At 45.7% G+C, this 15,335-nt stretch carries 9 protein-coding genes; 4 read left to right on the top strand and 5 right to left on the bottom strand.

What is annotated here, in order from left to right:
• Positions 1-34: 34 nt before the first annotated feature.
• The 4 genes from R8G66_07080 to R8G66_07065 all read left to right on the top strand — a co-directional run bounded on the left by R8G66_07080 (position 35) and on the right by R8G66_07065 (position 9,697).
• The gene (locus tag R8G66_07080; GenBank protein ID MDW3192108.1) at positions 35-1,903 is read left to right on the top strand and encodes a histidine kinase; all 1,869 of its coding nucleotides are present in this window, start codon (positions 35-37) and stop codon (positions 1,901-1,903) included.
• A 123-nt stretch (positions 1,904-2,026) separates the two neighbouring features.
• Positions 2,027-2,776 (top strand): LytTR family DNA-binding domain-containing protein, encoded by a 750-nt coding sequence (locus R8G66_07075; protein MDW3192107.1) that lies wholly within the window; start codon positions 2,027-2,029, stop codon positions 2,774-2,776.
• A 101-nt stretch (positions 2,777-2,877) separates the two neighbouring features.
• The gene (locus R8G66_07070; GenBank protein ID MDW3192106.1) at positions 2,878-9,321 is read left to right on the top strand and encodes a cadherin domain-containing protein; all 6,444 of its coding nucleotides are present in this window, start codon (positions 2,878-2,880) and stop codon (positions 9,319-9,321) included.
• A 202-nt stretch (positions 9,322-9,523) separates the two neighbouring features.
• The gene (locus R8G66_07065; protein ID MDW3192105.1) at positions 9,524-9,697 is read left to right on the top strand and encodes a PLD nuclease N-terminal domain-containing protein; all 174 of its coding nucleotides are present in this window, start codon (positions 9,524-9,526) and stop codon (positions 9,695-9,697) included.
• A 159-nt stretch (positions 9,698-9,856) separates the two neighbouring features.
• Here the strand turns inward: R8G66_07065 and R8G66_07060 are convergent, their stop codons facing one another.
• From R8G66_07060 to R8G66_07040, 5 genes are read right to left on the bottom strand one after another with little or no spacing between them, the layout of a single operon-like run.
• The gene (locus R8G66_07060) at positions 9,857-11,089 is read right to left on the bottom strand and encodes an ABC transporter substrate-binding protein (protein ID MDW3192104.1); all 1,233 of its coding nucleotides are present in this window, start codon (positions 11,087-11,089) and stop codon (positions 9,857-9,859) included.
• 12 nt (positions 11,090-11,101) lie between these two features.
• Positions 11,102-12,919: a long-chain fatty acid--CoA ligase gene (locus R8G66_07055; GenBank protein MDW3192103.1), complete on the bottom strand. Its 1,818-nt coding sequence runs from the start codon at positions 12,917-12,919 to the stop codon at positions 11,102-11,104.
• A gap of 6 nt (positions 12,920-12,925) precedes the next feature.
• Positions 12,926-13,702 carry an ABC transporter ATP-binding protein gene (locus tag R8G66_07050; GenBank protein ID MDW3192102.1) on the bottom strand — a complete coding sequence of 259 codons (777 nt, stop codon included), beginning with the start codon at positions 13,700-13,702 and terminating at the stop codon, positions 12,926-12,928.
• A complete protein-coding gene (locus R8G66_07045) occupies positions 13,699-14,466 on the bottom strand; it encodes an ABC transporter ATP-binding protein (protein ID MDW3192101.1) in 768 nt (255 codons plus the stop codon). The genes R8G66_07050 and R8G66_07045 overlap by 4 nt, the downstream gene beginning before the upstream one ends.
• Positions 14,463-15,335, bottom strand: coding sequence for a branched-chain amino acid ABC transporter permease (locus R8G66_07040; GenBank protein ID MDW3192100.1), 873 nt, complete (start codon positions 15,333-15,335; stop codon positions 14,463-14,465). The genes R8G66_07045 and R8G66_07040 overlap by 4 nt, the downstream gene beginning before the upstream one ends.

Here is a 15,335-nt window from a genome sequence, read left to right as displayed (position 1 = left end):
AGCCCTTCTCCTCTTCCTATTACCAGCATGCTTCATGCTGGGCATAATCACCGACACCAGGGCAATCAGTGAAAGAAACCCACAGTTTTATGATAGTCTATACAATTACTTCCTGGAAAACGAGGATGCGGAACTTGACTCATTGATCAACTATGCACGATACAATGAAGACTTTCCCGATCAATTGCTTCCTAAGTTTTGGAAACTGGTCCTGAAACGAACAGAAAACAACACAGAGAAACAAATTGATTTTGCCCATGCGCTTTTTTACATGTCTATCAGCCAAACCATCGCTGGTGATATGGCTCCAGCATTGGAAATGGCCAAAAAAGCTTTGGTAATCTTTGATTCCGCCGAGATGTACCTGGAAGTCGCCGATTGTTACAACACCATTGGCGGGATGCTGGCCAACGACGGTGACGTGGACGGAGGCATCAAATCTCTAAAAAAGGCCATCCGGGTTTCTCAGAAAAACCCTATCGGTCATCATTATGAAAATGCGATCATTAACCACTACCTGGTCCTGGGTTATGTTTTCGGGGAAGGCAACTACTATGACAGTGCCATCCTTTACACCTTGAAAGCTGCAGAATTGGCCGAATCCACTTCTACTCCTGAAAGAAAATACTTGAAAGAAAAAGCTTCTGCCAGAAACAATATTGGCTATTTTTCAATGGTCAAGGGGGACATCATTTCGTCCAAAGCCTATCTAAAGGAAGGACTTACGTTTTGTCCTGGAGAATCGAATAAGCGGATCGAAGCGGCCATTCACAGTAAACTGGGCATGGTTTACATCAGAGAGGGAAAAACGGATTCTGCCATGATTCACCTTGATCTTGGTCTGGACATTTGTCGAAATTTCCACACCTTCCTCCCCCGATGGTTACAACTCCTGAATCAAAAACAACAATTGCTGCAAAAACAGGGGAATTTTGAAGAAGCGCTGCAAGCCGCCAATCGGTATATCTTCCTCAAGGATTCTTCCTCATCTCTGGAAAAAGAACGATTGACACAATTTTTCCTGGAAGAATTCAAAGCCAGCGAGAAAGATCGTGAAATACAGAACCTCTCACAGCAGGCCGAAATTCAGCGCCTTCAGTTGCAAGAGCAAAAGACATTTCTTGTAGGCGGTGGCATCTTAGGGTTATTACTGATCGGTGGTGGTTTAATGTTTTACAATCAAAACAAACTGAAAGGCAAACAAAAAGTTACTGAAGTTGAACTTCAGGAAACTAAAAAACGGCTGCACCTGGAAAAACAGTACCGCGCTTCCGAATTGAAAGCCCTGCGTTCCCAAATGAACCCTCATTTTGTGTTCAATGCCCTCAACTCCATTCAGGAGTACATCATGAGCAACGAAAAAAACCTGGCGGGTAAGTACCTGGGTAAGTTTGCAGACCTGATGCGGGTATATCTCCATCATAGTCAGGTGAAAGTAGTGACCCTCAAGGAAGAACTGTTCGCACTGAACCTCTATGTGGAACTGGAGAGTTTGCGGTTTGAAAACAAGCTGACTTACGACATCAAAGTGGATGAACCGATCGACACCAACCATGAAATCCCCTCGCTGATGATCCAACCTTATGTTGAAAATTCATTCAAACATGGATTACTCCATATCACACGGCACAAAAGGCTGACCATTGAAGTGAATCAGGAAGCTAGTTTACTGGTAGTTACCATCAAGGATAATGGCATAGGTCGCAAGAAGTCTACGGAACTCCTTCAATTGCGAAATCCCAACCACCAGTCTTTCGGCCATAAGGCGAGTAAAAACAGGATTGACTTGTTAAACTACGGCAGGCAGGAAAAAATAGAAGAAACGATCATCGACCTGGAAGATGAATCTGGCCAGCCGGTAGGTACATTGGTTGAACTTCGTATCCCCATTGAAGATGACTGATGTATTTTGGAAGTCCAAAGAGCAGTTTGAGAAACTGATCCGAATGATTAACCGCGCGATTGCATTTATTCACATCAATTTTACACTCGGGACAGCATCCCTTAAATTTCCAGTAGTTTAGGTATGAAAGCCATTATCATTGATGACGAAGACAAAGCAAGACGATTACTTCGGATTTTACTCGAAGAAAACTGTCCCGAAATCACTGCAATCGAGGAAGCTGAAAACGTACCTGAAGGTGTAAGGAAGATTTCTGAATTTTCCCCTGACCTGGTTTTTCTGGATATCGAAATGCCTGGCTACCTCGGGATCCAGCTCATTGATTTTTTTGCCCCTGATCATATCAATTTTGAAATCATTTTTACCACAGCTTACAGTGATTACGCCATCAAGGCCTTCCAATTGAATGCAGTAGACTACCTCCTAAAACCATTGCGAGCTGAGCAAGTGACCAAGGCAGTAGAAAAAGCCATTGAAATGAGGGGGAATTCTCAAATCAATCAACGCCTGAAAGAACTAAAATCCACCTTAGAAGCCTCAAAAGTTCGAAAAATTGGTCTACCTGTTTCTAATGGAATCCTCTTTGTCAAATTTGACAACATCCTCTATTTCGAGGCAGACAGGATGTACACCAATGTGATGACTACCGATCAGGGAGCCCTACTAGTGAGCAAGCCCCTAAAGTTCTTTATCGAAGCTTTGACGGGTATTTCCGAATTCTACAAACCGCATCGGTCCTACCTGGTCAACTTGAAATTTCTTCGACAATACGTTCAGCAAGATGGCGGCTATATAATCATGGATAATGAAAAAACCATCAGCTTATCCAAAGACAAAAAGGAGGAGTTCCTACAGCTGATGCAGAACTACTAAGTTCGGAAGTTCTAAGCACCATTTGGGAAGTTTACACCAATAGTGGATAGGTGTTCCTATCAAAATTTGAATGGCAGATGACAAATAACCATCGTTTTGATATGACACAAAAATTACCGCCAACTAAGTACGCAATCGCCTTAATGCTACTGTTCCTGGGTTGGGGCCACCTCTTGCATTCGCAGGAATTCACCAATCCTACCATTACTCATTACGATATTTCCAAATACGAACACAGTGGAGATGCAGATGAGTTCTCTGTACAATCTCAAGATGCTAACCCCTGGGGGCTGGCCTTCAATGGAGATGGTACGAAGATGTTCATGGCCGGATCAGACACAGATCAGGTTCATGAGTATACCCTAACTACCGCCTACGATGTTTCTACCGCCACTTACGTGGATGGCTTTTCCATTAACGATCGTGAATCAGGACTTTTTGGTGTGAAATTCAGCAATGATGGGACCAAAATGTTCACCGTAGGTGATCAGGGTAAAGCTGTGCTGGAATATGCCCTTAGCACAGGATTTGATGTTTCTACTGCTTCGTTCACCCGTTCCCTTGCAATGAGCACATACGACAACTTCCCTACGGGGCTGGGTTTCAACGATGACGGGACTAAGATGTTCGTGGTTGGGAACAATGACGACCGAATCGTAGAATTCAGCTTAAGCACGGCCTTCGACCTGTCTAGTGCTGCCTATGCAGGGGCCGGGGAAGAATTTTCTATTGCGGGAGAGCTCACTGATCCTGTTGGTGTAACATTCAGTCCGGACGGCATGAAAATGTTTGTCCCTGGTCGTGTAACGTCCAAAATCGCGGAATATGCCTTATCTACGGCTTACGATGTATCTACAGCAACTTTCACCGCTTCTCAAACTGTATCCGCTGATGTTTCCAACCCTACTGAAGTACTGTTCAATGGCGACGGCACTAAAATGCTGGTCCTGGGTCGTGTGAATGATGCAATCGCAGAATACAATTCAACTGCGAGCACTTCTGAGGTGGAATTCAGTGAAGGCAATACCGCTCAGGTAATTAATGTGGATGCCAATGACGGTAATGGTGGCGCTACAGATTCCAGTGTCACTTATGGCCTGGATGGAGATGACGCAGCTTCATTTTCGATTGACGAAAGTGGTGTTGTCACCTTTAATACGTCTCCGGATTATGACACGCCATCAGATACGGATACAAATAATGTCTATGAATTCGGCATCAACGCTACAGCTAATGGACAAACTGAAAACCTTGCTGTAAATGTCACCGTTCGTGCCAATCCTACTGACATTGCTTTATCCAATAGCAGCATTGCTGAAAATGAAGATGCTGGCACAGAAGTCGGTACAATTTCAGCTACTGACGCAGACAGTCAGTCACACACCTTTACCCTTTCGGGAACAGATGCCGCCAGCTTTTCTATCGATGGCACTTCTCTCCTATCCGCAGCTTCTTTTGATTTTGAGACCACTAATTCGTACTCAATCACTGTAACTGCGACTGATGAAACAGGTGGTGCATTTAGCAAGGACTTTACCATTACAGTAACGGACGAAGGCACACCTATCTTCACCAATGTAGCCGTAGTGCACTACGATATCTCCAATTACTCACACAGTGGTGATGCAGATGAGTTTTCCGTAGCGGCACAGGATGCTAATCCCTGGGGATTGGCCTTCAATGAAGATGGCACCAAAATGTTCATGTCCGGATCGGACAGTGATCGGGTACATGAATACACCCTAACTACCGCCTACGATGTTTCTACCGCTACTTATGTCGATGGCTTCTCTATTCAAAACCGCGAAACAGGCCTTTTTGGCGTGAAATTCAGCAATGATGGCACCAAGATGTTTACCGTCGGTGATCAGGGAAAAGCGGTATTAGAGTATGCGCTTGGTACAAGCTTTGACGTATCTACGGCCACTTTTACCCGCTCTCTTTTGATGAGCACTTACGACAACTTCCCTACTGGATTGGGTTTCAACGATGATGGCACCAAAATGTTCATGGTCGGAAACAACGACAATCGCATTGTGGAATTCAGCCTTAGTACTGCTTTTAACCTGTCTTCCGCGACCTATGCTGGTGCCACTGAAGAGTTCAATGTTGGAGGTGAATTAAGTGACCCGGTTGGCGTGACATTCAGTCCGGATGGCTTGAAGATGTTTGTCCCTGGTCGTGTGACTTCCAAGATTGCAGCATACGCCTTGACTGTAGCTTATGATATTTCAACGGCTACCTTCACTGCCTCACAAACGGTAACTGCAGATGTCTCCAACCCTACGGAAGTATTGTTCAATGGAGACGGGTCAAAAATGCTGGTATTAGGTCGTGTGAATGATGCCGTTGCCGAATACAACTCTACTGCTACAGCCAATGCAGTCAACTACAGTGAAGGCAACACTGATACAGTGCTGGATGTAGACGCAAACAATGGCGATAACGGAGCCAACGATACGAGCGTCACCTACAGCCTGACCGGTGACGATGCCGCTGCCTTTACCATCAGTGCCAATGGGGAGATCGATTTTGTTACCACTCCCGATTACGACACCCCAGGAGATAGCGACATGAACAATGTGTATGAGATCGACGTGAATGCAACTGCAGGGACCTTAACTACAACAGTTCCTTTGGTTGTGAACGTTAAGGCATTACCATCGGACATTACCTTATCTGCATCGACCATCGCTGAAAATGAAGACACTGGTACAGCAATAGGCACCCTGTCCGCGACCGATGCTGACAGCCAATCACATACTTTCACACTTTCAGGAACGGATGCTGCGAGTTTCTCGATCGATGGGTCTTCCCTCCTTTCTGCCGAATCATTCGATTTTGAAACAACTAACTCTTACTCAATCACGGTAACAGCAACCGACGAAACGGGTGGCGCATTCAGCAAAGACTTCTCCATCACGGTTACAGATGAAGGAACTCCGGTATTCACCAATGTAGCGTCCGCCCATTACGACATCTCAAATTACTCACACAGTGGGGATACAGACGAATTTTCCGTGCAAGCACAGGACGCAAACCCCTGGGGTCTGGCTTTCAATTCAGACGGGACCAAGATGTTCATGGCAGGATCGGACAGTGATCAGGTACATGAGTATACCCTATCCACCGCCTATGATGTTTCTACTGCTACTTATGTCGATGGTATTTCAGTTCAGAACCGTGAAACGGGCTTATTCGGCGTAAAATTCAGTAACGATGGCACCAAAATGTTCATTGTCGGAGATCAAGGAAAATCCATCGTCGAATACGCCCTGGCGACAGGTTATGATGTGTCCACCGCTACTTTTTCAAGTACACTCGCGATGAGTACGTACGACAACTTCCCTACAGGCATGGCCTTCAATGATGCTGGCACCAAAATGTACATGATCGGAAACAACGACGATCGCATTGTCGAATTTGACTTGAGTACAGCGTTCGATCTGGCTTCTGCTACCTATGCGGGATCGTCAGAGGAATTTTCCGTTTCAAGTGAACTGACAGATCCGGTTGGGGTGACTTTCAATCCTGACGGAACAAGGATGTTTGTCCCGGGAAGGGTAACCTCCAAAATCGCGGAATATGCCTTATCTACAGCTTACGATGTATCTACAGCAACTTTCACCGCTTCTCAAACTGTATCCGCTGATGTTTCCAACCCTACGGAAGTACTTTTCAATGGAGATGGGTCAAAAATGTTGGTACTCGGACGTGTCAATGATGCCGTTGCGGAATACACCTCTAATTCTACCACCAATGTCATAGATTTCAGTGAAGGCAGCACTGCTACCGTATTGGATGTAGACGCCAATGATGGTGATAACGGAGCCAATGATACCAGCGTCACTTACAGCCTGTCTGGTGACGATGCAGCTGAGTTCGCAATTGATGAAAATGGAGTGATCACCTTCGCTACTACTCCCGAGTATGATGCTCCCGTAGATGCGGATGCGAATAATATTTATGAGATCAATATCAACGCCATAGTGGGGACAAACACTACCACCTTAGCGCTCACCGTAAATGTGCGGGCAATCCCTACCAACATTGCCTTATCTGAATCAACCATTGCAGAAAATGAAGCCATTGGCACCGAAATAGGCACTTTATCTGCGACAGATGTCGATAGTGAGACGCATACGTTTACTATTTCCGGAACGGATGCAGAAAGCTTCTCGATCAATGGTTCCTTTCTCCTTTCCGCAGCTTCATTCGATTTTGAGACGACCAATTCCTACTCGATCACTGTAACGGCAACAGATGCTACAGGTGGTGCTTTCAGCAAAGATTTCACCATCACAGTAACCGATGAAGGCACACCAGTGATCACCAGTCCGGTTGGATCTAATTTCAACATCACTGAATATGAGCATACGGGTGATGCCGATGAATTTTCTGTGCAAGCACAAGATGCAAATCCCTGGGGGCTGGCTTTCAATTCAGACGGAACCAAAATGTTCATGGCAGGGTCAGACCGTGATCAGGTTCATGAATACACACTGGCTACTGCATACGATGTTTCTACAGCAAGCTATGTCGATGGGTTCTCTATTCAGGACCGTGAAACTGGCCTCTTTGGTGTGAAATTCAGTAATGACGGCACCAAAATGTTCATTGTTGGCGATCAGGGAAAGTCGATTGTGGAATACAACCTCGCCACGGGATACGATGTTTCAACGGCCACATTCTCAAGTACGCTTTCCATGAGTACATATGACAACTTCCCAACGGGCATGGCCTTTAATAACGACGGGACCAAAATGTACATGATTGGTAACAACGACGATCGCATTGTAGAATTTGACCTGAGTACAGCTTTTGATTTGACCTCCGCTACTTATGCCGGAGCAACCGAGGAGTTCTCTGTAGCCGGAGAAGTGACTGATCCTGTTGGCGTAACCTTTAGCCCTGACGGCTTAAAAATATTTGTCCCTGGACGAGTGACTTCCAAAATTGTGGAATACGCATTGACTACTGCTTACGATGTGTCTACAGCATCTTTTACTGCTTCCCAAACTGTATCTGCGGACGTATCGAATCCTACGGAAGTACTCTTCAATGCCAATGGGTCTAAAATGCTCGTACTCGGCCGGGTCAATGACGCAGTAGCAGAGTACGCCTCTACATCAGAAGCCAGTAACATTTCCTACGATGAAAACAGTTCCGTTACGGTAGCGGATGTTGATGCCAATGATGGCGATAACGGAGCGAACGATTCAAGTGTTACTTATTCCCTTCAAGGGGATGATGCGGACCTGTTCTCCATCGACGCGACTGGAGCCATCATGTTCAATGCGGCACCTGATTTTGAAAATCCCACAGATGCCAATGCCGACAATGCTTATGAATTAGAAGTTTTTGCCTCCGCAAATGATTTGAATGATAGTGTAAACCTCACCATCAACGTCATCAACGTCAATGAGGCTCCTATTATAAACGTAACTCTAGGAGAACTCTCTATTTTGGAAGATCAAGAATCAGCAGTCATTGTAGATCTTGATTCGGTATTCAGCGACCCTGAAGACGATGAACTTACTTACACGGTCTCTCATGATTTTGGTGAAAACGTGGCCGTGCAGCTATCAGAAACAGGGGTTCAGGTGACACCTTCGGCCGATTACAATGGCAGTGGTACCATAACCGCAACGGCTAGCGATGCATCAGGAGAATCCGTAGCTACGTCATTCACCCTGACTGTTACGAATGTGAACGACGCGCCTACGGTAGCCAACAATACGCCGGACCAAACAGTGGATGAAGATGCCACAGATGCTACGATTGGTCTGACTGATATATTCACGGACATTGATCCCAGTGATTCACTGACCCTTTCAGTTACCAGCTTGAACACACAACTGGTCACTGCGTCATTGGATGAATTCACTTTGACCCTCTCCTTCCTTGCGAATGCCAATGGCACCAGCTCAGTAGTCGCTACTGCAACGGATAAAGATGGCCTGTTCGTGAATGATACCATAACCGTAACCGTGAATGCCGTCAATGATGCACCGAGTTTTAGTTTGGGACAAACCAACATCGAGGTAGATCAAGATTTTGATGAAGCCGTTTCGATTGCCATTATCCCAAACAATCTCCCTTCGAATGAGGCAGATCAAGTGGTAACCTATACTGTGACTTCAGAAGAGCCCAATGTAGTGAAAGCTTCTATTGGAGAAAATGCCGTCATCTTGACCGCTCTTGCGAATGCATCTGGTATGCAGACTTTCACTTTGACCGCCAACGATGGTCAGGAAGTCAATGACCAGTTTTCGACCACCTTTAGCGTGACAGTAAATCTGGTATTGTCAACCGGAACAGTGAACAATGGTATTCGCATCTATCCTAACCCTGTAGCAGAAACCTTGTTTTTTGATGCGACCAATGTCATCCAGGTGCAGGTGCTGACCATGGATGGTAAATTGATCAAAAAGCAGGAAGTACGCGATCAATTGGATGTGAGTCAACTAGCTCCTGGAGCATATGTGATCCGCGTCATTGACGGAGCAGAAATCACGACTGCCAGGATCTTGAAAAGGAAATAAAGTCGCCGCCAGACGAAGCTACTCCCCGGAGTAGACTAAGGGTGCCTTCCACTGGGCACCCTTTTTTTATGTTCAAACCTTATAGGTTTCACTCTCCATGATTAAAGAAAACATATAAGGTTTAAAGTCACTTTACCTACTGACGAACCTCATATTATACAACAGAAAGGATTCAGAACTTAGGCACTAAACCCCTAAGAAGATGGAATTTGCAATTTTTGGAGTGATCGTGGTGAGTATTGCTATCTACGCCATGATCGATATCGCTAACAGAAGTATCCGCACGAAAACCAAGATCATCTGGTTTCCGGTGGTCGTCCTCATCCCATTGATTGGTCCTTTGTGTTATTTCTTTTTGAGGAGGAGTTTGAATTGAAGGCATTCAATTTAAGCGTCATTCCATCGAAGACAAGGGACCTGACCAAGGCATCTCAATAATAGATGTGCTAAATATTATTGAGATTCCCGCATTCGCGGGAATGACGTGTTTTTATTTGGTTAAAGTTGACAGCTAGTAAAATTTCATATTAAAGCATTACAAATCCGACAGCCTCTGTATTGCCTTATCCAGGTTCTCATCCGTAACAAGGTAATCTGATACACGTTCGATGCCCCCATCTTCAGTGACTTTATACATCGCTGCTCCTCTGGTACCTTGTCTTTTGTCTACACCAAAAGTGATCGGAATCCCCATGCCTTTGAAATTCTGAAGTTTTTCCATTTCCGCAATGAATTTCGCTCGGGTTAGGTCAGGTCCTGCATTCTTCAATGCCTGAACCACTGGTTCTGAGAAATAGAAACCTGAGGCTACAAAAGTGGTCCAGGCAACATCCGGGTATTTTGATTTCAAGGCAGCTTGATAACCGGCAATATCCACCCCTTCAGGGCTGACATCAAAGAAGCCGCTGAACAAAACTCCTGCCCATCGGCCTTCAGTAATCTTATACATCAGAGACGCATCGCTTAACGTGGAATTGGTTACAAATTGTGGTGAATAACCCAATACTGCTGCTGTTCCTGTGATGATCGCTCCTTGTCGTGGCAGTACTTGCATGATGACCACTTCAGCACCAGATTGTTGCAAGCGAGCCACATGAGAACCCAGGTCCTGATCGGTTACCTCTGTAGAAATTTCTTCCAATAATTCGAGATTATACTTTTCGAGTGCGACCTGAACTCCTGCCAATCCACTTTTACCGAAATCATCGTTCTGATAGATCATGGCAATCTTATCAACGCCCAACGTATTGACAATGTAATCTACCTGTGTGGTAGACTCATCAAAATACAAAGAATACGTACTGAAGATGTTGTCCACGGGGGGATAAGCCCAATGCGTTGCCCCACTGGCCGGTGAAACCCAAGGTATGTTGTTGCGAGTTATATAATCTCTCACGGCCATGCAAGGTGCTGTCCCCACTCCTCCAACAAAGGCAAATACCTCATCTCGTTCTACCATTTCTCGCACGGCTGCTACTGTTTTAGACGGTTGATAGCCATCGTCTTTGTAGATCACCTTCACCTTCCTTCCATGGATACCTCCTTGTTGATTGATATAATGAAAATAAGCATCCACCCCACGTGGTACATCTCCCCACAACGCGGCAGGCCCTGTCAAAGGCCCCCAGGAGCCGATGGTGATGGTGCTATCAGTTACACCGATTTCACTAATCGCTTCAGCGCCTGATTCTGAGCCACTTCCTCCGCCCCCACATCCGATGAGTGCAAGGAGCACTACGATACTGAATAATTGCGTTAAGTTTTTCATTCTTGATTTAGGTTAGGTGTACATAGATTCTATTAATTCACTATAGTTGTCATTGATCGCATTTCTTTTCACTTTCATGGTAGGCGTTACATCCCCGTCTTCCTGATAAAGGCGCTTCGGTAAGATCGCAAACTTCTTGACGGACTCTACCCTCGAGAGATCTTTGTTGACCAAATCGATCTCCTTCGAAATCAAAGCATTGATGGCTTCGTTGGTAGCCAGGTCAGCGTAGGTTTGATAAACCACCCGTTCGTCTTGTGCAAACTTGTTGATGTTCTCTTCATCCAAAACGATAAGGGCCGAAACGAATTTCCGTTTCTCCCCAACGACCACTGCATCATTGATATAGGAGCTGCACTTGAGTTTGTTCTCAATGTATTGTGGGGCAATGTTCTTACCGCCTGCCGTGATGATGATGTCTTTCTTCCGATCGGTGATTTTGATGTGCCCGGTTTCATCGATCTCTCCAATGTCACCGGTATACAACCAGCCTTCCTGAATGGTCTTGTCTGTCGCTTCCTGATTCTTGAAATATCCTTTGAAAACACTGTCCGACCGGATCATGATCTCGCCTTCCTCACTAAGTTTCACGTCAATGCCATCAAGTGGTAAGCCTACGGTTCCGAATCGATAAGTGGACAAGCGTGTACCTGAAGTAATGCCACAAGTTTCGGTCATGCCATAACCTTCCAGAATATTCAGTCCAATGGCATTGAAAAAGAGCAGAATATCCGGTGCAATCGGTGCGGCTCCAGAAAAGGCAAATCGCATGCGCTCCATGCCCAGATGCTTCCTGACTTTCCAGTAAACCGTATGTTCATAAAACCACCTAAGGCTTTTTTCCACCAATCCAATGGATTGCTGTTCAATCTTCTTTTTGATGTATTGTTCTCCGTGCTTAACCGCCTTATTAGCAAGCCATCTTTTCACTGGTGTGGCATCATCTATAGCGATTTTGATCCGGGCATGATACTTCTCCCAGATGCGAGGTACCGCATATCCGACAGTTGGTGAAATTTCACGTAGGTTCTCAGCAATTGTATCGGGGCTTTCCACAAAACTGACTATGTAGCCCGCATGGATATGACTCAGTAAGCTGAACATCCGCTCGAAGATGTGGCACAAAGGCAGAAATGACATGACTTCATCCTTCGGTCCTACCTGGGTAGTTTCATCTATTCCCGAAAGGGCTTTGGCCGTCCATGTTAGGTTTTGATGAGAAAGCATTGCTCCTTTTGGTGGACCGGTGGTGCCCGAAGTATAGATCAGTACAGAAGTATCATCCTGTTTCAGTTCTTTTCGAAATTGAGCGCATTTCTCTATAATTTCAGGGTTGGCCTTATTCCCCAGTTCCATCAATTGTTCCAGGGAAATGACCTGATCATCCTGAAAGTCATCCAGTCCCTTCCAATCCCAGACAATCACTTTCTCTACTAAAGGTGTGCGATCTCTGAAGGCCAGCCACTTATCCAATTGTTCCTCATTTTCCACAAACAGATAAGAACAATCGGCATGCTTGATCACATATTCGCATTGCTCCGTGGAATTGGTCGTATATACCCCAACCGACACAGCCACCACCAATTGAATGCCCACATCTATGAACAACCATTCTGGGCAGTTCTCTCCAATGATGCCTACGAAATCTCCCTTTGACAAGCCCATGCTGACCAGTCCATGCCCAATGGTCAGGGCCGACTTTCGGTATTCCGTCCAGGTGATGTCTTGCCAAATACCGAAGGACTTGTGACGCAACGCCACCCGGTCTCCAAATTGCTCGGAACTGGAAAGGAAAAGTCCTGGGATGGTATTTAGGTTGTGATCAGACATATATACTCAATTCCATCGGCGTTTTCTTTTGTAGCGCTGGGTTCCTTTGATGGACGTCTCTGACTTAAGGCCCAGGTAGAACTCCTTCACGTCTTCATCCTTTTTCAATTGCTCCACTTCTCCGGAAGCCACAAATCGACCATTCTCTATGATGTAGCCAAAATCCGCGATCTCCAGGGCCTTGTTAGCATTCTGCTCGACCAGTAAAACCGTCAATCCATCCCTGGCAATCTGTTGAATGATCTCAAAGAGTTGATCCACCAACAAAGGAGATAATCCCAATGAGGGCTCATCTAAAAATAACAATTGCGGGCGATTCATCAAAGCCCGTCCAATTGCCAGCATCTGCTGTTCACCTCCGGATAAGGTTCCTGCCAATTGACTTTGGCGCTCCGACAGGATCGGAAAATAAGCATGGACTTTCTCAAGGGTTTCTTTAGCCGATTGGCGATTACCCATGTACCCACCTACCAGCAAATTCTCTCTTACGGTCAATTCCTGAAAGACCTCTCGCCCCTCCGGAACATATCCAATCCCCATATTGACTATTGAAACCGTGTTTTTACCTGTGATATCGGCCCCCTTGAATTGGATGTTTCCTTTTTCTGGCTGATCGTCAAGCAGTCCCATCACCGTTTTCAGGATGGTTGTTTTACCTGCGCCATTGTTTCCTAATACTGCTGTTACCGCATCTTTTCGAATGGTCATGGATACGCCTTTCAGGGCAAGTATCCTATCGTAATAGGTCTCAATATTCTGTATGTCCAGCAACGATTCTTTCATCCGAGATAGGCTTTTACAACTTCAGGATGACTGACCACCTCATCCGGTTCTCCGACAATGATGGCTTTTCCAAAATTCAATGCCATGATTCGATCGGAAATGGCTTTCACCAATTGCATGTTGTGCTCAATGATCAGGATGGTCACCTCAAATTGCCGCCTGATGTCATTGATCCAGAAAACCAATTCTTCTTTCTCTTCCAGGTTGAGTCCTGCCGCTGGTTCGTCCAGCAACAGTATGGATGGCTCAGTAGCCAAAGCCCTGCCCAATTCTACAATCTTTTGGCGGCCATAGGGTAATTGGGATGTGTATCTATTCCGTACCGCTTGCAGGTCTAGTAGATCAATGATCTCTTCTACCCGCTGACGGTGTGCTATTTCTTCTTTTGCAGATTTCCCTTTAGGCCACAGCAAGGATGGAATACTGAAAAAGCTCGTCTTCATATGCAGGTGTCGACCCAGCATGAGGTTTTCCATGGTGGTCATTTTACTGAAGAGTTCCAGGTTTTGGAAGGTCCGGCTTAAGCCTCGCTTCGCTACCTGATGGGGTTTCTTACCGGTAATGTCTTCACCCTTCAGCCAAATCGAGCCTGCAGAAACCTGATAGAGCCCGTTAATGCAATTGAACAACGTAGACTTCCCAGCACCATTGGGACCAATGATTGAAAAGACCTCCCCGGTTCTTACTTCAAGTGAAATATCATCCACGGCAGTCAATCCGCCAAACTGCTTGGTCACACCTTTTAGTTCGAGGATGGCACTCATACTTTACGGGTATAATGTTTACCAAACATACCTGAGGGCTTGAAATACAGCACAACCACAATGATCAAAAAGGCAACTACTGATTTGAATTCTGTCGATATATAAAAGCCAAATAAATTTTCGATGATCCCCAGGGCAAACGCTCCGACAACCACGCCACCCAGACTATTGAACCCTCCCAGCACGGCTGCCGCAAATCCTTTCAACATGGGTTCTACCATCATATTGGGGTCCAATGTCGTAATGGGTGCCATCATTACACCCGCCACTGCTCCAATCATGGAACTGATCCCAAAAGTGATCATCACGATCCGATTTGTCGGAATACCATTGATTTTGGCCGCCAGCGTATTTTGTTGCGTTGCTTTGATGGCTAATCCAAGTTTGGTAAAGCGCAGAAACAAGTAAAGCCCTACCATTATGACCAGTGCGACGCCAATCGTCGCCAAGTTCAATTCGGAAATGTTCAACCCCGCAAAAGAAACGGTCTCGGATTGGGATATGGGCAACTTTAATACGCGTTGCTCTGCTCCCCATTTCCAGCCAGCCAATCCATAAAGCAAGATCTGAAACCCAAGCGTTACAATCAGCAAGTTCAATACATTAGGTTCCTTGGCCCTCCGGATCACTCCAAAGTGAAGAAAAGCCCCTAATAAAAAGGCGAAGATCATGGCTCCTATAAAAGCCAACCAAAATGGTAACTGATAGGTCGCGAGGATCACAAAAGCAATATAAGTGGAGAACATGGCCATTTCTCCCTGCGCGAAATTGGCAATCTCCGATGATTTATAGGTCAGGCTCATGGCCAACGCAACCAGCGCATAAACGCTCCCGGCCACAATCCCGCTGATGATCAATTGACTAAACAT

The sequence above is a fragment of the Cytophagales bacterium genome (assembly GCA_033344775.1).
Lineage (GTDB): Bacteria > Bacteroidota > Bacteroidia > Cytophagales > Cyclobacteriaceae > JAWPMT01.
This window is presented reverse-complemented; position numbering and strand designations above follow the sequence as displayed.